The 21,540-nt window shown below is 58.8% G+C and carries 20 protein-coding genes; 13 read left to right on the top strand and 7 right to left on the bottom strand.

Annotated elements, in window-relative coordinates; genetic code table 11:
• Positions 1-101: 101 nt before the first annotated feature.
• The 3 genes from E4P00_RS15535 to E4P00_RS15545 all read left to right on the top strand — a co-directional run bounded on the left by E4P00_RS15535 (position 102) and on the right by E4P00_RS15545 (position 2,828).
• Positions 102-884 (top strand): class II aldolase/adducin family protein, encoded by a 783-nt coding sequence (locus tag E4P00_RS15535; RefSeq protein WP_216092085.1) that lies wholly within the window; start codon positions 102-104, stop codon positions 882-884.
• A complete protein-coding gene (locus E4P00_RS15540; RefSeq protein WP_032879552.1) occupies positions 884-1,786 on the top strand; it encodes an alpha/beta hydrolase in 903 nt (300 codons plus the stop codon). Before E4P00_RS15535 ends, E4P00_RS15540 begins: the two co-directional genes overlap by 1 nt.
• Before the next feature lie 130 nt (positions 1,787-1,916).
• Positions 1,917-2,828: an SDR family oxidoreductase gene (locus E4P00_RS15545; RefSeq protein WP_005791267.1), complete on the top strand. Its 912-nt coding sequence runs from the start codon at positions 1,917-1,919 to the stop codon at positions 2,826-2,828.
• A gap of 403 nt (positions 2,829-3,231) precedes the next feature.
• Here the strand turns inward: E4P00_RS15545 and E4P00_RS15550 are convergent, their stop codons facing one another.
• Positions 3,232-4,107 (bottom strand): AraC family transcriptional regulator, encoded by an 876-nt coding sequence (locus E4P00_RS15550; RefSeq protein WP_216092084.1) that lies wholly within the window; start codon positions 4,105-4,107, stop codon positions 3,232-3,234.
• A 136-nt stretch (positions 4,108-4,243) separates the two neighbouring features.
• On the opposite strand from E4P00_RS15550, the gene E4P00_RS15555 reads away from it, so the two are divergent.
• A complete protein-coding gene (locus E4P00_RS15555) occupies positions 4,244-5,146 on the top strand; it encodes a DMT family transporter (RefSeq protein WP_032879555.1) in 903 nt (300 codons plus the stop codon).
• Between the two features lie 14 nt (positions 5,147-5,160).
• Here the strand turns inward: E4P00_RS15555 and norR are convergent, their stop codons facing one another.
• On the bottom strand, positions 5,161-6,705 hold the full coding sequence (gene norR, locus E4P00_RS15560) for a nitric oxide reductase transcriptional regulator NorR (RefSeq protein ID WP_148852672.1): 1,545 nt from the start codon (positions 6,703-6,705) through the stop codon (positions 5,161-5,163).
• A gap of 147 nt (positions 6,706-6,852) precedes the next feature.
• Here norR and hmpA point away from each other — a divergent pair, with 147 nt between their 5' ends.
• The 8 genes from hmpA to queC all read left to right on the top strand — a co-directional run bounded on the left by hmpA (position 6,853) and on the right by queC (position 15,248).
• Positions 6,853-8,034: an NO-inducible flavohemoprotein gene (gene hmpA, locus E4P00_RS15565; RefSeq protein ID WP_032879559.1), complete on the top strand. Its 1,182-nt coding sequence runs from the start codon at positions 6,853-6,855 to the stop codon at positions 8,032-8,034.
• 221 nt (positions 8,035-8,255) lie between these two features.
• Positions 8,256-8,762, top strand: a complete 507-nt coding sequence (locus tag E4P00_RS15570) for a disulfide bond formation protein B (RefSeq protein WP_057703946.1) — start codon at positions 8,256-8,258, stop codon at positions 8,760-8,762.
• A gap of 792 nt (positions 8,763-9,554) precedes the next feature.
• Complete coding sequence (cyoA, locus tag E4P00_RS15575) at positions 9,555-10,496, top strand: ubiquinol oxidase subunit II (RefSeq protein WP_005791256.1); 942 nt, start codon at positions 9,555-9,557, stop codon at positions 10,494-10,496.
• Positions 10,497-10,499: 3 nt separating this feature from the next.
• On the top strand, positions 10,500-12,518 hold the full coding sequence (gene cyoB / locus E4P00_RS15580) for a cytochrome o ubiquinol oxidase subunit I (protein WP_005791254.1): 2,019 nt from the start codon (positions 10,500-10,502) through the stop codon (positions 12,516-12,518).
• Between the two features lie 3 nt (positions 12,519-12,521).
• Complete coding sequence (locus tag E4P00_RS15585; RefSeq protein ID WP_005791252.1) at positions 12,522-13,148, top strand: cytochrome o ubiquinol oxidase subunit III; 627 nt, start codon at positions 12,522-12,524, stop codon at positions 13,146-13,148.
• Positions 13,148-13,483, top strand: coding sequence for a cytochrome o ubiquinol oxidase subunit IV (gene cyoD, locus E4P00_RS15590; RefSeq protein WP_003194051.1), 336 nt, complete (start codon positions 13,148-13,150; stop codon positions 13,481-13,483). The genes E4P00_RS15585 and cyoD overlap by 1 nt, the downstream gene beginning before the upstream one ends.
• 11 nt (positions 13,484-13,494) lie before the next feature.
• Positions 13,495-14,382 (top strand): heme o synthase, encoded by an 888-nt coding sequence (gene cyoE / locus E4P00_RS15595; protein ID WP_005791249.1) that lies wholly within the window; start codon positions 13,495-13,497, stop codon positions 14,380-14,382.
• A 167-nt stretch (positions 14,383-14,549) separates the two neighbouring features.
• On the top strand, positions 14,550-15,248 hold the full coding sequence (gene queC, locus E4P00_RS15600; protein WP_032879562.1) for a 7-cyano-7-deazaguanine synthase QueC: 699 nt from the start codon (positions 14,550-14,552) through the stop codon (positions 15,246-15,248).
• A gap of 141 nt (positions 15,249-15,389) precedes the next feature.
• On the opposite strand, the gene E4P00_RS15605 is transcribed toward queC, so the two are convergent.
• Positions 15,390-16,268 carry a queuosine precursor transporter gene (locus E4P00_RS15605; protein WP_248131960.1) on the bottom strand — a complete coding sequence of 293 codons (879 nt, stop codon included), beginning with the start codon at positions 16,266-16,268 and terminating at the stop codon, positions 15,390-15,392.
• Positions 16,255-16,860: a helix-turn-helix transcriptional regulator gene (locus E4P00_RS15610; protein ID WP_005791243.1), complete on the bottom strand. Its 606-nt coding sequence runs from the start codon at positions 16,858-16,860 to the stop codon at positions 16,255-16,257. Before E4P00_RS15610 ends, E4P00_RS15605 begins: the two co-directional genes overlap by 14 nt.
• 212 nt (positions 16,861-17,072) lie before the next feature.
• Here E4P00_RS15610 and E4P00_RS15615 point away from each other — a divergent pair, with 212 nt between their 5' ends.
• Positions 17,073-18,167 carry a pyridoxal phosphate-dependent aminotransferase gene (locus E4P00_RS15615; RefSeq protein ID WP_078822270.1) on the top strand — a complete coding sequence of 365 codons (1,095 nt, stop codon included), beginning with the start codon at positions 17,073-17,075 and terminating at the stop codon, positions 18,165-18,167.
• Positions 18,168-18,269: 102 nt separating this feature from the next.
• On the opposite strand, the gene E4P00_RS15620 is transcribed toward E4P00_RS15615, so the two are convergent.
• From E4P00_RS15620 to E4P00_RS15630, 3 genes are all read right to left on the bottom strand, one after another.
• Positions 18,270-18,986: a hypothetical protein gene (locus E4P00_RS15620; protein WP_032879566.1), complete on the bottom strand. Its 717-nt coding sequence runs from the start codon at positions 18,984-18,986 to the stop codon at positions 18,270-18,272.
• Between the two features lie 94 nt (positions 18,987-19,080).
• The gene (locus tag E4P00_RS15625; protein ID WP_078822269.1) at positions 19,081-20,334 is read right to left on the bottom strand and encodes an aspartate aminotransferase family protein; all 1,254 of its coding nucleotides are present in this window, start codon (positions 20,332-20,334) and stop codon (positions 19,081-19,083) included.
• A gap of 114 nt (positions 20,335-20,448) precedes the next feature.
• A complete protein-coding gene (locus E4P00_RS15630; protein ID WP_248131962.1) occupies positions 20,449-21,462 on the bottom strand; it encodes a diguanylate cyclase in 1,014 nt (337 codons plus the stop codon).
• Positions 21,463-21,540: the final 78 nt, after the last annotated feature.

The raw sequence follows: 21,540 nt of genomic DNA on the forward strand, positions 1-21,540 counted from the left end.
CACAACAGCAGACCCGGCGCGACGGGGAAACTAATTGAGAACGCCCCCTAGACTGGCTCTCACTTAGACACAATAACAAGTGCGCCAAGGAGGACGTTGCCGTGAGCCTAGCCCCTGCATCATCGCCAGAAAACATCAAAGCCCAGGTCAGTGCTGCCGAATGGCAAACCCGCGTTGACCTGGCGGCCTGTTATCGCCTGGTGGCGATGCATGGTTGGGATGATCTGATCTTCACGCATATTTCCGCCAAGGTGCCGGGCACGGAAGATTTCCTGATCAACCCTTATGGGCTGATGTTCCACGAAATCACGGCCTCAAGCCTGGTCAAGGTTGACCAGGCCGGCAACAAGCAAATGGACAGCCCCTACGAGATCAACCCCGCGGGCTATACCATCCACAGCGCCATCCACGAAGTGCGTCATGACGTGACCTGCGTGTTGCATACCCACACCGCTGCCGGTGTGGCGGTTTGCGCACAAAAGCAAGGCGTATTGCCCATCAGTCAGCAGTCGCTGTTTGTGTTGTCCAGCCTCGGCTATCACGCCTACGAAGGCGTAGCACTGAACCACGAGGAAAAAGCCCGTTTGCAGGCGGACCTGGGGCAAAACAATTTCCTCATGCTGCATAACCACGGCTTGCTGACCTGTGCTGGCACTATCGCCGATACCTTCCTGATGATGTTCACCTTCCAGCGCGCCTGCGAGATCCAGGTGCTGGCGCAAAACGGCGCAGCGCAGCTGATTGCCATCGAGCCGCAAATCCTGGCTGGCGCCACGGCGATGGTGGCGGCTGTCACAAAAAGCGCCCAAGGTATGGGAGGTGCGCTGGCCTGGCCGGCGCTGCTGCGCAAATTGGACCACCAGAACCCCGGGTATAAAAGCTGATGCCACTCGCCGAGATACCGCTCAGAGCCTGGCGCAAACGCGGCCAGGACTTCGTCTTTCGTGGCCGTACCCTGCGTTACTGGGTGGCCGGGCAGGGCACGCCTCTGCTGCTTATTCATGGCTTCCCCACCGCCAGTTGGGATTGGCATTACCTGTGGCAGCCCCTGGCCCAGCGCAATCTGGTGATTGCCTGCGACATGCTCGGTTTTGGTGACTCGGCCAAGCCCCTGAACCACGACTATTGCCTGTTGGAGCAAGCCGACTTGCAACAGGCGTTGCTTGAACACCTGGGAGTGGAGCAGCCGGTGCATGTGTTGGCCCATGACTATGGCGACAGTGTCGCCCAGGAGTTACTTGCCCGGCATTACGAAGGCCGCTTCCAGATGGCCAGTTGCGTATTTCTCAACGGCGGGCTGTTCCCGGAAACCCACCGTCCCACCCTGGTGCAAAAGTTATTGCTCAGCCCGTTGGGCTGGATGATCGGCCGGGCTTATGGGCGCAATGCCCTGGCCAGCAGTTTCAGCCAGATATTCGGCCCGCGAACGCGGCCCAGTGAAAGCGCTCTGGATGATTTCTGGAGTCTGATCAGTTGCAACGACGGGCCGCGTATCCTGCACAAACTGATCGCCTACATTCCCCAGCGTCGACGCCTGCGTGATCGCTGGGTGGCCGCCATGCAGCACGGCAGCGTGCCGATGCGGGTGATCGACGGCGAGGTGGACCCGATTTCCGGCGGCCATATGGTCGAGCGCTTTGAGCAACTGGTGCCCCACGCCGACACGGTATTGCTGGCCGATATCGGCCATTACCCGCAGATCGAGGCGCCGGTGCAGGTGCTCAGGCATTACCAGGCCTTTCGGGATCGCATCGGCCAGCCTTCGCCGCAAGCGGTCTATTCCTGAGCCTGGCTTCTCCAGCGGGTATCATCCTGCTGCCTTATCGAGCACCATTCAGCCTCGGCCGTCTTTATTGTGACCAAAGGCGCTGTGCGTGACACTCTGCCTATTCCCATTGTCGCCAGCGGAGTTCGGTATGAGTGAATCAGTGCAGTTCCAGGATAAGGTCGTGATCGTCACCGGTGCCGGCGGTGGCCTGGGCCGTGCTCATGCACTGCTGTTCGCCAGGCACGGAGCCAAAGTGCTGGTCAATGACCTGGGTGGCTCCACCCAGGGCGAGGGCGCCAACGCCTCGGCGGCCGACCGGGTGGTAGCAGAGATTCGCGCGGCAGGCGGCATTGCCGAGGCCAACCATGACTCGGTCACCGACGGTGACAAGATCGTACAGAACGCTCTGGATGTCTTCGGCCGGATCGACGTGGTAGTCAACAACGCCGGGATCCTGCGCGACAAGACTTTCCACAAGATGGACGACGGCGACTGGGATCTGGTTTACCGGGTGCATGTCGAAGGCGCCTACAAGGTTACGCGTGCCGCCTGGCCCCATCTGCGCGAGCAAGGTTATGGCCGGGTGATCTTCACCGCCTCCACGTCAGGCATCTACGGCAACTTCGGCCAGTCCAATTACGGCATGGCCAAGTTGGGCCTGTATGGGTTGACCCGCACCCTGGCGCTGGAAGGGCGCAAGAACAATATCCTGGTCAACGCCATCGCCCCTACCGGCGGTACGCGCATGACCGAAGGGCTGATCCCGCCCCAGGTATTCGAGCGGCTCAAGCCGGAACTGGTCAGCCCGTTGGTGGTGTATTTGGGCAGTGAAGCCTGCCAGGAAACTTCAGGGTTGTTCGAAGTGGGTGGCGGCTGGATCGGCAAGACCCGTTGGGAGCGCAGCCTGGGGGTGGGGTTTGATCCCGAAGCGGGCTTCTCGCCGGACGACGTGGCGGCGCATTGGCAGCAGATCTGTGATTTCGAAGGGGCTGCACATCCCAAGGACAACATTGAGGCATTGAAGGAGATGATGGCCAACTTGCAGAAGTTCAGCCTCTGATCATTGCCGGAACATCACTGAATCTCGCGGGGCGTCGATGACGCCCCTTTTTATTTCAGGCATAAAAAAGGCCGCTGCATAAGCAGCGGCCGAAGTAAGACGTTGGATCAAGGAGCGACAAATCAACGTCAGTGAACACCGGTAACAGACTGAATACGGGATCAATCCGTTGTAAATCTGCTGTTCTCCCCCAGCAGGGAGCGGGCCATTTGCCCTGAAAGCGGGGTAAGAATAGTCGCTTGTAACAAAATGAGTAATAGCAGTTCAGGACAAGGACTGTTACCAATTACGCAACAGTTGTGCGGCGTTCATCGACTCTTCTGATAACGCCCTATCCACCCCATTCATGCGCAATCTTCACGCCACAGGCGGTGGCCAAGGCGACGACGCTGGGCTTGATGGCCTAGGCGCGTAATGCCTGGCGGTATTCGCCCGGGGTGGCCCCCAAGGCCTGGCGAAAGCGCTGGTTGAAATGGCTGGCGCTGGAAAAACCGCACCTCAAAGCCACTTCACCCAGGGGCAGCGTGCTGCTGCGCAGCAGGGTCTTCGCCCGCGCCAGACGGCGTGCCAGCAGGTACTGATGGGGCGGCACGCCGAAACTCTGACGGAACATCCGGGCGAAATGGTATTCCGACAGCGCGCACATCGATGCCAACTGGCCGAGGCTGATGGAGTCTTCGACATGGTGGTCGATGTACTCCACCAGACGCCGCCGTTGGTGCGCCGCCAGCCCGCCTTTGAGGCGCAGGCCCTCGCGTACGCCGACCTGGTTGAGCAGGGTGTGGCTGAGCAACTCATGGGCCAGGCTGCTGGTCAGCAAGCACTCTGCGGGTTCGAGCCAGTTGAGGCTAATCAGCTGGTGAAAGCGCCGGGCCTGGCGGGCGTCTTCAAGGAAGGTCGTCTCACGCAACTGCAATTCCCGCGGCTCGCGGTCCAGCAGGGTGACGCAGCCGAGGGCAAATTGCTCCGGGCTGAAATACACGTGGGCCAGGCGAATCTCGCCATTGATCACCCACGCCGACTGGTGCTCGGCCGGCAGAATGCACAATTTGTCGGGGCCGCCCTTGGTACCCGGTCGGTCGCGACGAAAGGTGCCCGTGCCGCCGCCGATATAGCAGGACAAGGTGTGATGGCTGGGCGCCTGATAGTCCTGGGCATCGTGGTGGTTGCTCCACACGGCCGCAGACAAACCGTCACCGAGCTCGGCGCAGGCTTCCAGGCGTGCGTGGGGCGAGCGGTTGAGGGATTGAAAGACGTGCAGCGATTCCAGCTCTGGCATGGTGTGTTCTCCGACGCCTTGCATCCTACTCCCGGCGGCGAGCGCTGTGAGCCCGTCACCCGACAAAAGCGCAAGAATGTGCAAGAACCTCAGGGCGATTAACCGCAACACTGTGGCTCAATCGTCGGAGCCTGCTATGAACCTCTTCTTGTACTTACTCACGGTGCTGATTTGGGGTACCACCTGGATCGCGCTCAAATGGCAACTGGGCGTGGTGGCGATTCCCGTGTCGATTGTCTATCGCTTCGGCCTGGCGGCGCTGGTGCTGTTCGCGCTGTTGCTGCTCAGCCGCAAATTGCAGGTGATGAACCGCCGCGGGCACCTGATTTGCCTGGCCCAAGGGCTGTGCCTTTTCTGCGTCAACTTCATGTGCTTTCTCACCGCCAGCCAGTGGATCCCCAGTGGCCTGGTCGCCGTGGTGTTTTCCACGGCGACCTTGTGGAATGCCCTGAATGCCCGGGTGTTTTTCGGCCAGCGGGTTGCACGTAACGTATTGACGGGCGGCGCGCTGGGGCTGCTGGGCCTGGGCTTTCTGTTCTGGCCGGAACTGGCCGGGCATACCGCCAGCCCGCAGACCTTGCTCGGGCTGGGCCTGGCGCTGCTGGGAACGCTGTGTTTTTCGGCGGGCAATATGCTGTCGAGCCTGCAACAGAAGGCCGGGCTCAAACCGTTGACCACCAATGCCTGGGGCATGGCCTATGGGGCAGCCATGTTGGCGACCTATTGCGCAGTGCGTGGAATTCCCTTCGAGATGGACTGGAGCGCACGGTATATCGGTGCGCTGTGGTACCTGGTGATCCCGGGCTCGGTGATTGGGTTTACCGCCTACCTCACCCTGGTCGGCCGCATGGGGCCGGAAAAAGCGGCATATTGCACCGTGCTGTTTCCGGTGGTGGCGTTGAATGTGTCTGCATTCGCCGAGGGCTACCAGTGGACGGCGCCGGCGTTGGTGGGGCTGGTGCTGGTGATGTTGGGGAATGTATTGGTGTTTCGTAAACCCAAACCGGTAAACCCGGTTTTCCAAGCGAAACACATTTAACCGAGTTGCCTGGTCTATTTCAGGCCCAGGCGCTTGGCCATGCGCCCAAGGTTGGCGCGGTCCAGGCCCAGTTCGCGGGCGGCGCCGGCCCAGTTGTGCTGATGACGTTCCAGACAGGCGCTGATGATCTGGCGCTGATAGTGCTCGGTGGCCTGGCGCAGGTCGCCAGTGGCGATGGGCGCGGCTTGCACTGGTACATCAATCACCGCTGCACTGATGTCAGGCAAGTCCAGGTCCTGGGCGCTCAGGCTGAGAATCTTCGGGCGTTCGCGACAGTTGCCCAAGGCTTTGAGCGCGCTACGTCCGATCAGGTGTTCCAGTTCGCGCACATTGCCCGGCCAGTTGTAAGCCAGCAGCGCCGCCTGGGCGTCACTGGTCAGGCGCAAGCTACCCAGGCCCATGCGCGACCGGTTCTGTTCGAGGAAAAAGCCTGCCAATAGCAGCACATCCCGTCCGCGCTCACGCAGCGCCGGCACTTGCAGCGGGTACACGCTCAGGCGATGGTAGAAATCGGCGCGGTAGCGGCCATTGCGCACCTCTTCGGCAAGGTCGCGGTTGGTGGCGGCAATCAGGCGCACGTCCACCTGGTGTTCCTTGTCCGAGCCCAGGCGCTGCAACTGGCCGCTTTGCAATACGCGCAGCAGCTTGGCCTGCACGCTCAATGACAGTTCACCCACTTCGTCCAGGAACAACGTGCCGCCGTTGGCCAGTTCGAATTTGCCCCGTCGCTCATTCAACGCGCCGGTGAAAGCACCGCGCACATGGCCGAACAGCTCGCTCTCTACCAGGGTTTCCGGTAGCGCGGCGCAATTGAGGCTGATCATCGGCTTGTCGGCACGCGATGACGCGGCATGGATCGCCTGGGCCACCAGTTCCTTGCCGACCCCGGTTTCGCCGGTGATCAGCACGGTCAGGTCGCTGCCGCCCACCAGCTTGATTTCCTCGACCAGCCGTTTGTGCGCTTTGCTCTGGCCGATCATTTCCTTGTGCTGCTGACCGCTGGCCTGGCGATAGATTTCGGCGCGCTGGTGCTCGTCCTCGGCCCGTAGCGCCAGGCGCTCAATGCGTTCAGCCACATTGACCGTGGCCGCGGCCAGGCTGGCGAAGGCTTGCAGCGCGTCCAGTTCGACCCGCTCAAAGCGTTCGTTGTCGAGGGCGTCAAGGGTCAGCAGGCCCCAGGGCTGGTCGTCGATAAACAGCGGGCAGCCCATGCAGTCGTGGACTTCAAGGTGGCCGTGCAAGCCAGCGACCAAGCCGTCATAGGGGTCGGGCAATTGGCTGTCGCTGTCGAAGCGGGTAGGGCCGGGGCTGCTGAGCAATATTTCAAAGCGCGGGTGTTCGCTGATCTTGAAACGGCGGCCCAGGGTATCGGCGCTCAAGCCATCCACCGCCAGCGGCACCAGCCATTCGCCATCCAGGCGCAGCAGCGCGGCGGCATCACACGGCAGCAGGGCGCGCATGGCTTGCAGCAGGCGGCGGTAGCGCTCGCCTTCGGGCAATTCGCGGGACAGGTCGGCGACCAGCGGCAGCAGGGCGGTGAGCAGCGATTTTGCAGTCATAATGACTCCTTGTAGTCGATATGACTATAAAGCGTAAGAAGTCATATTGACTACAAAATACTTAAGATGTTGAAAATTAAGGATTTATTAGTTGGCACGAATACTGACTACCTAAAGGTAATGAGTAAAAAGACCCAGGAGTCTGCCATGCTAAGTGCCCAAGACCGTGCCATCGTCAAATCCACTGTGCCCCTGCTGGAAAGCGGCGGCGAAGCACTGATTACCCACTTCTACCGCATGATGCTGTCCGAGTATCCCGAAGTCCGCCCGCTGTTCAACCAGGCCCACCAGGCCAGCGGCGACCAGCCCCGGGCCTTGGCCAATGGCGTGCTGATGTATGCGCGGCATATCGACCAGTTGGACCAGTTGGGTGACCTGGTGGCCAAGATCATCAACAAGCACGTGGCCTTGCAGATCCTGCCGGAGCATTACCCGATTGTGGGTGCCTGCTTGCTGCGGGCTATTTCCGAAGTGCTGGGCAGCGAGATTGCCACCCCTGAGGTGATGAGTGCCTGGGGCGCGGCCTACGGCCAATTGGCGGACATTTTGATCGGTGCCGAAGCGGCCATCTACGACGAAAAAGCCCAGGCGCCCGGCGGCTGGCGGGGGGCGCGACCATTCCTGTTGGTCAAGCGCGTGGAGGAGAGTGACGAGATCATCTCCTTCTATTTCGCCCCAGTGGACAATGGCCCGATCCTGGCTGCCGAGCCCGGCCAGTACATCGGCCTGAAGTTGGTCCTCGACGGCGAAGAGGTGCGTCGCAACTATTCCCTGTCGGCCCTCACTGATACCGGCATGTACCGCATCAGCGTCAAGCGCGAAGCCGGCGGGCGAGTGTCCAACTACCTGCATGACCAGATGCACGTTGGCGCGACGGTTGACCTGTTTCCACCGTCGGGCGAGTTCACCCTGGCTGCCAGCGATAAGCCGCTGGTGCTGATCAGCGGCGGGGTGGGCATTACGCCAACCCTGCCGATGCTCGAAGCAGCCCTGGCGAGCGAGCGGCCGGTGCACTTTATTCACTGTGCGCGTAATGGCGGGGTGCATGCGTTCCGTGACTGGGTGGACACCCTGGCGGCCAAGCACCCGCAGCTCAAGCGCTTCTACTGCTACGCCGAGGATGACGGTATCAGCCCGGCGGCGGACAAGATCGGGATGCTCAATCAGGAGCAACTGGCGGCCTGGTTGCCCGAAGACCGTGATATCGATGCGTACTTCCTGGGGCCCAAGGGCTTCATGGCGGCGATCAAGCGTCACCTCAAGGCCCTGGGTGTGCCGGATAAGCAGGCTCGCTATGAGTTCTTCGGCCCGGCGGCGGCGCTTGAATAGATTTTAGCCCATTGACCGTATCGGCATCATCGCGGGCAAGCCCGGCTCCCACATTGGAATGCGTTCTCTGTGGGAGCCGGGCTTGCCCGCGGTGGCGTCCGCATAATCACTACATTTACCATGATTAATCCGCTGTTAACCCCTCTCTGTTTTAACCACTGCCTGTGTGTAAACTTGTTGCCATCAGGCACAACCATAATCAGAGAAAGGGAAAGACGGGGATGATTGACGACATGCGTTTGGGCAGGGAGCGGCGCTTTCTGGTGTTGCTGGGCATTATCTGCCTGGCGCTGATTGGCGGCGCGCTGTATATGCAAGTGGTGCTGGGCGAAGCGCCGTGCCCGCTGTGTATCCTGCAACGCTATGCCTTGCTGCTGATTGCGGTCTTCGCGTTTATCGGTGCCGCCATGCGCACCAAAGGCGCGGTGACCTTCTTTGAAGGGTTGGTGGTGCTCAGCGCCTTGGGTGGCGTGGCGGCCGCCGGCCACCATGTGTACACCCAGTTCTTTCCTCAGGTCAGCTGCGGCATCGATGTGTTGCAACCGATCGTCGATGATCTGCCCCTGGCCAAAGTGTTTCCCCTGGGGTTCCAGGTCGATGGTTTCTGCAGCACCCCCTACCCGCCGATCCTCGGCCTGTCCCTGGCCCAATGGGCGCTGGTGGCGTTCGTGCTGACAGTGATCCTGGTACCCCTGTGTATCTACCGCAACCGTCATCCCAAAGCCTGACCCCTCGCAGCGACAAAACGCTCCGGCCTTCTTGAGTAGGCCGGAGCGTTTTGGTTTGTAGGGATTTGTGAAAGCGCTGTGACGAGGGGCAACTTAAGGTGCGCGCAGCGTGCGACATGTTGTCACACGGACGCTGTCGCAGGACGTTTCTGACCCGCCGAATCGACCCTTAAATTTGCACCCGGCGCACAAATTGTGCTGTCAGTTCGTGGGCCTGGCCGTGCCGTGACGGGCGCGAGTCTGGAGAGCTTGATGGATCTGCGAATCCCTTGGTTTATGGGCGCTTGCATCCATTGGTCATGCCCTTACAGGCTGTAAGGGAAGTGGCAATCTGCCCAATAACACGGCAATTTTTGTGGTTTTTGTTGAGAATCGAACGCGATAAGATCGCGGATCTTTGCAACTTTGGTGAAGGATTGTTGCTGGAATCGATAAAAATTATTTCTTTATAAGACATGGTTTATACATCGCTAGCTAACTACAATCGCCCGCACTGAATGTCCGGTGCTGTTCAATATTTGAGCATTGGAGCGGTCGAGGAGCAGATGGAAGGCTCTGTGCGACCCCAGGTTCCGGCAGCCTTTCAACTATCCGCACCAAATGGAATTGGTCTGTAACAAGGCCTTTAGCCACGAAATCGAATAAGAACTCACTGCAGGTCCGTGAAACGTACAGTTATGACGTGTCGGGCAGGCTCTTATTCAATCGAAGAGAAATGCCAACCCTTGGCAGGGTGAAGTGTTGGCGATCAAAACCCAACTGCATTGCGCAAGCTGCTTTAGAGGTCGTGAGATGAGTAAAAACAGGTACCCCCGATTACTAGGCTTTTTGCCGCTGCTTGGCATGTTTTTAATGCTGGGAGGCTGCAAGTGGACCTTGCTCGACCCAAAAGGACAGGTCGGTCTGGATGAACGAAACCTGATCATCACCGCTACCCTGCTGATGTTGCTGGTTGTGGTTCCTGTGATCGTGATGACCTTCGCCTTCGCCTGGAAATACCGCGCGTCCAACACCAGCGCCACCTACGCGCCGAAGTGGTCGCACTCCACCAAGATCGAAATCGCGGTGTGGCTGGTCCCGATCCTCATCATTATCGCCCTGGGTTACATCACCTATAAGTCGACCCACGCTCTGGACCCGTACCGTCCACTGGAATCCGACGTGAAGCCTGTGAACATCCAAGTGGTCGCGCTGGATTGGAAGTGGCTGTTCATCTACCCGGACCTGGGTATCGCCACCGTCAACGAGATCCGCTTCCCGGAGCACACCCCGCTTAACTTCCGGATCACCTCCGACGCCGTGATGAACTCGTTCTTCATCCCTGCACTGGGTGGCCAGATCTACGCGATGGCAGGCATGCAGACCCGCCTGCACCTGATCGCCAACCAGAAAGCTGAAATGGAAGGCATCTCCGCCAACTACAGCGGCGCTGGCTTCACCGGCATGAAATTCAAAGCGATCTCGACAAGCCAGGAAGATTTCGACGCCTGGGTAGCTGCAGTCAAGGCCGCACCTAAACAGCTTGATCAAGCTGAATACGACGCCCTGACCAAACCAAGCCAGAACAACCCTGTCGCCTTGTACTCCGCGTATGAGCCGGACCTGTTTCAGAAAATCGTCGACAAGTACGAAGGTATGAAGCCAGGCAAGCCGGTCAAGCACGAGAAGAAAGAAGTGGCCGCGGTTGAAGGTTCTGATACAGGCGCGCATTCAACTGCTGGGGCAGAGGAGTAAACGATGTTTGGTAAATTAAGTTGGGACGCGGTCCCATTCCACGAGCCGATCGTGATGGTGACCATCGCCATGATCGCGCTGGGTGGTCTGGCACTGGTTGCGGGTATTACGTACTTCAAGAAGTGGTCCTACCTGTGGACCGAGTGGCTGACCTCGGTCGACCACAAGAAAATCGGCGTCATGTACGTCATCGTTGCCATGGTCATGCTGCTGCGTGGTTTTGCCGACGCCATCATGATGCGTACCCAGTTGGCCATGGCCACCGAGGGTTCGCCTGGCTACCTGCCACCTGAACACTATGACCAGATCTTCACCGCCCACGGTGTGATCATGATCATCTTCATGGCGATGCCATTCTTCACCGGCTTGATGAACCTTGCCTTGCCGCTGCAGATTGGTGCGCGTGACGTTGCCTACCCGTTCCTGAACTCCCTGAGCTTCTGGCTGCTGGTTTCCGGCGTGGTGCTGATCAACGTTTCCCTGGGCGTCGGCGAATTCGCCAAGACCGGTTGGGTTGCGTATCCGCCATTGTCGGGCTTGCAATACAGTCCGGGCGTGGGTGTGGACTACTACATCTGGGCCCTACAGTTATCAGGACTCGGGACGACATTGACGGGGGTCAACTTCCTGGCCACCGTCCTGAAAATGCGCGCCCCTGGCATGAAACTGATGGACATGCCGATCTTCACCTGGACCTGCACCTGGGCAAACGTGCTGATCGTGGCTTCGTTCCCGATCCTTGCCGCTACCATGGCGCTGCTGTCGCTTGACCGTTACCTGGATTTCCACATTTTCACCAATGAACTTGGTGGCAATCCAATGATGTACGTGAACCTGTTCTGGGCATGGGGTCACCCTGAGGTGTACATCCTGATCCTGCCAGCGTTCGGTATCTTCTCCGAAGTGATCTCGACCTTTACCGGCAAGCGCCTGTTCGGTCACCACTCGATGGTCTACGCATCGGGCGCGATCTCCGTACTGGGCTTCATGGTGTGGCTGCACCACTTCTTCACCATGGGCTCGGGGGCCAGCGTCAACGCCTTCTTCGGCCTGGCGACGATGCTGATTTCCATCCCGACGGGGGTGAAGCTATTCAACTGGCTGTTCACCATCTACCACGGTCGTCTGCGCATGACCAGCCAGGTCCTGTGGACCCTGGGCTTCATGGTGACCTTCGCCATTGGCGGCATGACCGGCGTACTGCTGGCCATCCCGGGTGCTGACTTCGTGTTGCACAACAGCCTGTTCGTGATCGCGCACTTCCACAACGTGATCATCGGTGGTGCGGTATTCGGCTACATCGCTGGTTTCAGCTTCTACTTCCCGAAAGCGTTCGGCTTCAAGCTGCACGAAGGCTGGGGCAAGGCTGCATTCTGGTTCTGGATCTCGGGCTTCTTCGTCGCGTTCATGCCGCTCTATGCACTGGGCTTCATGGGCATGACCCGTCGTCTGAACGCCACCACCAACCCTGAGTGGGTACCGTACCTGTACGTTGCCATGTTCGGTGCGGTGATGATCGCTGTGGGCATCGCCTGCCAGTTGATCCAGCTGTACGTCAGTGTGCGTGATCGCAAGAAGAACATGTGCGAGTCCGGCGACCCATGGAACGGCCACACCCTGGAATGGTCGACCTCGTCGCCACCACCGTTCTACAACTTCGCTGTGATCCCGACTGCGAACACCATTGATGCCTTCACCGAAGCCAAGGAAGACGGTACTGCGTACCAGAAGCCCAAGCACTACGAGCCGATCCACATGCCAAACAACACCGCCACTGGCGTGGTGATGGGTGCGCTGTTGACCGTGTTCGGTTTCGCGATGATCTGGCACATCTGGTGGCTGGCAATCGCGAGCCTGGTGGGCACTATCGGTTACTTCATCATTCACGCTGCCCGTGATGATCAAGGCTACATGGTGCCGGTCGAAACGATCGAACGCATCGAAGCCGAGCAGCACGCTCGCCTGGTAGCCGAGAAGAAGATTCCGGCCAACCGTGTAGAAACCTCGTTGGAACAGGCTTAAACCATGTCGAACTTAGTGACCAATGCTGGACACGCCCATGTCGATGACCATGGGCACGATGACCATCACCACGACTCGGGGCCAATAACCGTCTACGGTTTCTGGCTCTACCTGATGACCGACTGCATCTTGTTTGCGTCGATCTTCGCGGTGTACGCGGTACTGGTAAACAACGTAGCGGGTGGCCCGTCGGGCCACGACATCTTCGAACTGCCTTACGTGCTCGGCGAAACCGCCTTGCTGTTGTTCAGTTCGATCACCTACGGCTTCGCCATGTTGGCCTTCTACAAAGGCAACAAGAAGGGCGTGCTGACCTGGCTGGGCCTGACCTTCCTGTTCGGCCTGGGCTTTATCGGCATGGAGATCAACGAGTTCCACCTGCTGATCTCCGAAGGCTACGGTCCTAGCCGTTCCGGTTTCCTGTCGGCGTTCTTCACGCTGGTCGGCACCCACGGTCTGCACGTAACCGCAGGTTTGCTGTGGATGGCGGTGATGATCTATCAGGTCAACAAACACGGCCTGACCAACACCAACAAGACCCGCCTGAGCTGCCTGAGCCTGTTCTGGCACTTCCTGGACGTGGTCTGGATCTGCGTATTCACCGTCGTTTACTTGATGGGGACTCTGTAATGGCTAATGCACACTCCCATGACAGCCACGATTCGAGCCACGGCAGCGTAAAGTCTTACGCCATCGGCTTCATCCTGTCGGTCATCCTGACCCTGATCCCGTTCGGCCTGGTGATGTACCCAACCTTGCCGAAGTCGATCACCTTGATGATCGTCCTGGCGTTCGCGGTGATTCAGGTCCTGGTGCACCTGGTGTACTTCCTGCACCTGGATCGCTCCAAAGAGCAGCGCGAGAATGTGATCGCGTTTGTGTTCGCAGGCCTGGTGATCGTTCTGCTGGTTGGTCTGTCGCTGTGGATCATGTTCAGCATCCACACCTACATGATGGCGAAGTGAGGTAAGACCCGATGTCGCTTAAGCACTTTATCCAAATCACCAAACCGGGGATCATTTTCGGTAACGTGCTTTCTGTGGCGGGCGGTTTCTTCCTGGCCTCCAAGGGACATGTCGATCTGGCCATCTTCCTGGCTGCGATGATCGGTACGTCCCTGGTGGTTGCTTCCGGATGCGTGTTCAACAACTGCATCGACCGTGACATCGACATCAAGATGGAACGCACCAAGAATCGAGTGCTGGTCCAGGGGCTTATTTCCCTGAAGCTGGCGCTGATCTTCGCGACCATCCTGGGTGTTGCGGGCGTAGTGTTGTTGTACAAGGTGGCCAACCCGTTGGCGGCGCTGTTTGCCGTGATCGGTTTTGTCATCTATGTCGGCCTCTACAGCCTGTACCTCAAGCGCAAGTCGGTTCACGGCACGCTGGTGGGCAGCCTGTCGGGGGCGATGCCGCCGGTGATTGGTTATGTGGCTGTAACCAATAGCTTCGACATGGCCGCGCTGGTGCTGCTGGTGATGTTCAGCCTGTGGCAGATGCCGCATTCCTACGCCATCGCGATTTTCCGCTTCAATGACTACCTGGCTGCGTCGATTCCGGTATTGCCGGTCAAGCGTGGTATCCAGGTGGCCAAGAAACACATCCTGCTCTACATCCTGGCCTTCCTCGTGGCGACCTTGATGTTGACCTTCAGTGGCTACGCCGGCATGAGCTACCTCGCCGTAGCCGCCGCCATGGGCATGTACTGGTTGTACATGGCCTGGACCGGTTACAAGGCGGTGGACGACACCGTCTGGGCGCGCAAGCTCTTCGTGTTCTCGATCTTCACCATCACCGCGCTCAGCGTGATGATGTCCCTGGATTTCCAGGTACCGAAAGAGCTGTTGCTGACCTACGCGCACTGAGTGGTCTTGCAGTAAAAAAGCCCCGCCTTCGAAAGACGCGCGGGGTTTTTTATTGAGCGCTGCGCTAAACCGGATACGCTGCGTTATCGTTGACGTTTTTCGTGAGCAAGGGCTAGCCGCCCGCCTCGCTCCTACACCCCAATTCTACAAATGCAGGAAGCAATGCAATGAGTAAAAAAGCCGTGATGGTCTTCAGTGGCGGGCAGGACTCGACCACCTGCCTGATCCAGGCATTGAAGCAGTATGACGAAGTGCACTGCATCACCTTCGATTATGGTCAGCGCCATGTGGCGGAAATCGAAGTGGCCCGCAAGTTGGCCAAGCAATTGGGCGCCACCGTGCACAAAGTGATGGATGTGTCGCTGCTCAATGAGCTGGCGATCAGCAGCCTCACCCGTGACAACATTCCGGTACCGACCGTTAACAGCTCAGGCGAAAGCCTGCCGAGCACTTTCGTGCCGGGCCGCAATATCCTGTTCTTGACCCTGGCTGCGATCTACGCCTACCAGGTCAAGGCCGAGGCCGTGATTACCGGTGTGTGCGAAACCGACTTCTCGGGCTACCCCGATTGCCGTGACGAGTTCGTCAAGGCATTGAACCAGGCCCTCAAGCTGGGCATGGAATACGACGTGAGCCTCGACACCCCGTTGATGTGGCTGAACAAGGCCGAAACCTGGGCCCTGGCCGATTACCACAACCAACTGGAACTGGTGCGCGAGCAGACGCTGACCTGCTACAACGGCGTCATTGGCTCCGGCTGCGGCAACTGCGATGCGTGCAACCTGCGTGCCCGGGGCTTGAATGACTACCTGCAAAACAAGGCGGATGTCATGCAGAGCCTGAAGCACAAGTTGCAACTGAAGTAACCGCATCCAAGGCCCGCCAGGCTCTACCTGATGTATGAAGTCCAAATGTGGGAGGGGGCTTGCTCCCGATAGCGGTGTCGAGGCAAATACATTCTTAGCTGACCCACCACCATCGGGAGCAAGCCCCCTCCCACATAGGTTTCATGTGTTGGCAGTGGTCAGGTAGCGCTTGAACAACGAGCGCGCCCCATAGGCAGGCAGGATGTTGAAGAACGCAAAACCGACTTTGATCGCAATCTGCACATAGATCATGCTCAGGATATCGCTGGTCTGCATGGCGCCGTAGAAGGCGATAAAGCAGAACAGAAAACTGTCGATGATCACCGCAAAGAAGGTGCTGAAGAAAATCCGCAGGTACAGGTACCTGGAGTTGGTCAGCTCTTTGATCTTGCACAGCAGATAGGAATTTATATTCTCCGAGACCAGGAACGACACCGAAGAGGCAACCAGCACCGACGACACCTGCAGGATCACGTCGTTATACGGCCCATCGAGTTTCCAGCCCGGCAGCCCCGGCAGGAACGTTGAGCCATACAACAGGATGATGATCATCGCGTTGCTGGCAAACGCAAACATAATGGCTCGCCGGGCCAGGCGCAGGCCGAAGTTCTCGTTCAGCAGATCCACAATCAAGAAGGTCAGCGGGTACAAAAAAGTCCCCGGCGTCACAATGATGCCCATGGATTCCAGGTAGATCGGTTTGGTCGCGGCGATGCTAGTGAAGATGTAAAACGTGAACAGCAACAGGTTCAGGATGATGTAGATCATCCACGAGTTTTCATTGCGGTCGTTAATGTCGTAGGCGGTGAGTGCTCCTTCTTGTGAATAGAACTTCTTGTAGAGGTTCTTGATTTCCAGCTTGTTGAAGTTGTCCATCATTTCGCTGTTGAGCACCTCACTGAGCTTGATTTTGACGACCTTGCCCGTGGCGATCACCATGATCACCGCCAGGCGCTTGTCATTTTCAAAGCCCAGCAACTTGTATTTGCTGTTTTCCACGGCGCCTTCAAAGGTTGTCATTGAAGCGCTCCTCAAGAATATCGCCGATGACGCACAAGCGGTCTGAGTTGCCGCAGGGTTCAAGGGTGATGAACAGCTTCTTGGTGGCGCGGTCGTACACCAGCTTTTCTTTATCGTCGCTCGATGCGCCTTTCTGCACGATCAGCAAGTCCCCCGGCTCATTGATGCCGGGAATCGCATGCTCCAGGCGAACGCCGATCAAGTTGCAGGAGTTGCCGAAGTAGTAAGTCAGTGGGTAAAGCGTGGCCAGTTCGCCGATGCGCTTGCCCAGGTTCTGCATCAGCAGGCTTTCCTTGAGCACAGGCACTGCCGCCGGGTTCTTGTTGCCCAGGGGGGAAACATTGCTTTCGATGACTTCCTTGGCTTCAAAGTTGACGGTCTCGATTTCTTCGTACGAAACGCCGAAGAAATCAGAGATCTTGCGAATGGTCGACTGTTGCACTTTGACGACCTTGCCTTCCAGGATGTTGTAGATGGTCGTCCTGGTCACGCCGGCGGCATTGCTTAACGAAAGCTGGGTTTCGCCACGACTTTTGATCAAGTACTTGATATTGCTCTTCAAGTGCTCGGTTTTTTCTCGTCTGTGTATCAAGTGCTCACCACTTCCATTTAGTCATCAGTCCATACCCGGCAGAACGTCTAGTTCCAGGCCCGCGGCAGCGCAAGTGTTGCATGGGCTCGCGTTGACAATAAAGTACTGAGTGCAGGGATACGTCCCGACGCTAAATCAGGCAACTGCTTTCTCGTCATACCGTTATATCCGACCTGTGCGAATCTCTCGCACTTCGACAAGGAGTAGTCACCATGGTCAGCTTCAGCCGTAGGTCCCTTCTCGCTCTTGGGGCGGCTTTACCTGTACTTGGCCAGCTGGATTGGGCGGTTGCCAGCCCGGTGCCGGCTCAATCCGACAAGGTACGGCTCAACTACAACGAAAGCCCCTACGGCCCTTCAGACGCCGCCCGTGAGGCGATGCAGCGAGCGATTGCAGCGTCTGGGCGCTATCCCTACCCGGACATGTACGCCTTGGCCGCGCAGTTTGCCCACCAGCAGGGGGTTGCCGAAGAAAACGTCGCGGTGTTTGCCGGCTCGATGGCGGCCCTGCGTTTTGCGGTGCTGGCGTTTACCAGCCAAACCCGTAGCCTGGTCATGGCGACACCGTCCTATGAACTTGTGCGTCAGGCGGCCGAGTCGATCAAGGCACCGGTGCATGAAGTGAACCTCGACGCCGGTCATGCCCATGATGTACCGGCCATGCTCGCGGCAGACCCACAGGCCGGCATGTTGTACCTGTGCAACCCCAACAACCCCACCGGCACCCTGACCCCTACCGAGGCCATCCGCCAAGCCTTGGCGAACAAACCCAAAGGCAGCGTGCTGGTGGTGGACGAGGCGTATATCGACTTCTGCGATGCACCCAGCTGTGTGAGTTGGGTCAACGACCACGACGATCTGTTGGTGCTGCGTACGTTCTCGAAAATCTACGGCATGGCCGGAGCGCGTCTGGGGCTGGCAATCGGTCATCCGGCGCTGCTGGAGCGGCTGGCGGTGTTCGGCGGTGACAACGTCCCGGCCGCTGCCAGCCTATTGGGCGCACGTGCCAGCCTGGAGGACACCACGTTGGTGGGCCAACGCAAAGCGCTCAATGCCAGGTTGCGTGATGAGACAGTCGCCTGGCTCAAAGGCCGGGGCTTTAGCTGCACGGCTTCCCAGAGCAATTGCTTCATGATCGATGTAAAGCAACCAGCTGAGCAGGTGGTTGAGCGGCTGGCCGCACAGAATGTGCTGGTGGGGCGCGTATGGCAGAACTGGCCGCAATGGGTGCGGGTGACAGTGGGCAACCAGCAGGAGATGGAACGCTTTCGCGAGGTGTTTGCCGCGCAGATCGCGCCTGTTGGCTGAAACATTACCTGCAGCCAGCCATGACTGTGGCGAGGGAGCAAGCTCCCTCGCCACAGTGTGCTATCTCTTGAAAGTGATGTTTAGTCCAGCGGTGTTGCCGCGTTACTGCTGGGCAATGCTGTAGCCGGCAAACGCTGTCTGCTGCTGCAGCGCAGTAATCACACTTTTGCGGCTCAACGGCTGTTCATTACCGGCGTTATCCACAAAGCTTTCCACTTCCAGTTCGGCCTCGTCGCCTTCACCTACGAAGTTGAACCCCAGGAACTCGAATGCTTCGCGGTCCACGCTGAGCCTGGAGCGCGGTGTGCGCAGCGGCAGGGTGACGCTGATGCCATCCTTGCTGATCACGAACACCTCGGCTTCTTTCTTGGCACGTGCTGCCTTGCCCTTGCCGGCACTTGGGTTGCTGATGGCCTGGTGCGACTGGTTCAGCACCTTGAGGGCCAGGCCATAGACCAGTTCCTGAAACTGGGGATCGTCCTTGAAGCTGGACAGGATGCGGCTGATCGAGAACTTGCTGCTCAGGTCTTCGAGGGCGGCGTTATCGGCGGCTTCGGCGTCCTTCAATTGTTTGAGCTGGCCCATCAGGTCGTAGGCTTTGTCATCGTCGAAGGCGTCATGGGCCTGGCGGATGGCGATGCGCAGCTCGCGGATCTGGTCGCTTTCCTTGGAGGTATGAAACGCGTCCAGCACCATCTCGCTGATGATCTTGGCCGCTGGCACATGCTGTGAAAGATTGATGGCGTTTTCGTATTCGGCTTTGGCATGCAAGGCGGTTACGGATTCTTCGGCGGATTCTGCGGTGTAGGAATCAGGCATTAAAATTTCACTGCGTAGTAAACGGGGAGACAAAAACGTCGGGCATTTTCGGCGGGGTGGGGGATCAGGTCAAGACAGGTTCGGGCAGGTGACGTTATTGGTCCAGTTGCGCGAAGCACGCCTGGAGAATATCCAGGCCCTCCTCCAGCACCCAAGGCTCGATGGTCAACGGTGCCAGCAAGCGCACAATGTGCCGCGACTTGCCGCTGGGCATCAACAGCAAGCCGGCGTCTCGCGCCAGGCCCAGCAACTGAGTGAGTTGCCTGGAGGCCGGAGTGCCATCGACATTCACCAGTTCAATACCACGCATGGCGCCGACGCCGGTGAGGCGGCCCAGGTAGGGCGACAGTTGTTGTGAGCGCCAGCTTTCATGGCGGCTGACAATGGCCGCCTCCTGCTGTGCCCCCCAAGCTTGCAGGTGTTCATCGGTCATCGCCTCAAGGGTAGCCAGTGCCGCCGCGCAGGCGATGGGGTTGCCGGAGTAGGTGCCGCCGAGGCCGCCCTTGGGCAGGTTGTCCATCAGCGCCTTGCGCCCCACCACAGCACCCAACGGCACGCCGCCAGCGATGCTTTTACCGAGCAGCAACAGATCCGGTTCGATGCCCAGGCGCGAAAAGGCAAAGCGCTGCCCCGTGCGACCAAAGCCGGACTGGATCTCATCGACAATCAGCAGAATGTTGTGCTCGTCGCAAAAGCACCGCAGGGCTTGGGCAAACTCGATGTCGAGGGCGAGGAAACCGGCTTCGCCCTGCACCGGCTCGATGATGAAACAGGCCACATCGTTTACGTCGATTTCCACGCTGAACAGACGGTCCATCGCCTTCAGCGCTTCGGCGCAGGTCACGCCGTTATCGGCACTGGGGTACGGCAGGTGATACACCGGGCCAGGCAGTACGCCGACCTTCTGCTTGTAGGGCGCCACCTTGCCATTGAGGTTGAGGGTCGCCAGGGTTCGGCCGTGGAAGGCTCCATCAAAGGCGATCACCGCCGATCGCCCGGTGGCGCCGCGGACGATCTTCAACGCATTTTCCGCCGCTTCCGCGCCACTGTTGGTGAGCATGCCACTGACCGGGTAGTGCACCGGGATAAACGCCGTCAGGCGTTGCATCAACTCGATGTAGGGCGTATGCGGTGCGGCGTTGAATGCGTAGTGGGTAAGCCTGGTTGCTTGCTCGCGAATCGCCGCCACTACGCCCGGATGGCAATGGCCCAGGTTGAGCACGCCGATACCGCCGACAAAATCGATGTAGCGTTTGCCCGCGGTGTCCCACACCTCAGCGTTTTTACCGTGGCTTAGGCTGATGGGATGGACGATGGAAATCGATTGGCTGATGCTGGCGTGGCTCATGAATCGCGTACTCGACAAGGCTGGGCGTGGTTTATCTAAGCCGCGCACCGGGCCTTGCCGCAAACGAAATAAAGTCGCCGGGTCATTCCAAATCGGAAGGAGCGCTTGTCTGCATTAATCCGACACCCCATCTTTGCCAGCCGCCTTGGACCGATATAGCGCTCGGTCAGCCCTTGCCACCAGCGCGGCGGGAGACTCACCCATGCGCCGCTCTACAATCCCCAGGCTCAGGGTGACGTTGAGGTCGTTGACGATAGGCGACTGTTTGATTGCACGGCGAATCCTTTCGGCCAATTCCTTCGCCGTGTCCAGGTTGCTTGCAGGCAGCACCACCATGAACTCATCGCCGCCCCAGCGAGCCAGCAGGTCAGTTGTGCGTACGCAGCTTTCCAGACGTTCCGCCACCCCTATCAGCGTCTGATCACCGACGCCGTGACCGTATCGGTCATTGACCGGCTTGAAGTCATCGATGTCCATCGCCACCAGCGCCAGGGGCACACGAAAGCGTTCGGCGCGGTCGCATTCTTCCAGCAGGCATTTTTCCAGGCGATAACGGTTGGCGATGCGTGTCAGCGCGTCGCGCTCGGCCAGGGAGCGGTTTTCGTCCAGCTGTATCTGCAATTGTTGATTGACCCGCGATAGCTCAAGGGTACGTTCTGCCACCAGTGCTTCAAGGGATTGGTTGCGCTTTTGCAAGCGTTCAATGGAGCATTTACGCGTATGAATGTCGCGGTGCGCGCCCACCATGCGCGCCACTGAGCCGTCGGGGTTGCGTGCAATGATGTAGCCACGATCCTCGATCCACAGGTAAGTGCCGTCTTCTTTCCGGCAGCGGTATTCGGCGCGGTAAAGGGGCGAACGTTGACTGATGTAGTCATCAAACAACGCCATCACGCGCGGGTAATCCTCGCTATGGATCACGCTTTCCCAGGTGAACACGTTGTTTTCCAGCGAGTCTCGGGAGTAACCGAGCATTTCGTACCAGCCGGGGTTGCGGTAGACGTAGCCAGTCGTGGCGTTCCAGTCCCAGATCCCGTCACTGACCAGTTCCATGATGGCGTGCAGCAGGTCGGCGTTGAGTTCGGAAAAGTCATTGCGTAGTGGCTCGTTGCTGGGTGTATCGTCCATCAGCGCGCTCCCTGCAAGGGCTGGCTTCTAGGGGGCGTTCTCAATTAGTTTCCCCGTCGCGCCGGGTCTGCTGTTGTG

Origin of the sequence: Pseudomonas sp. B329 (assembly GCF_023127835.1) — a bacterium.
In the GTDB taxonomy this organism is placed as follows: domain Bacteria; phylum Pseudomonadota; class Gammaproteobacteria; order Pseudomonadales; family Pseudomonadaceae; genus Aquipseudomonas; species Aquipseudomonas synxantha_A.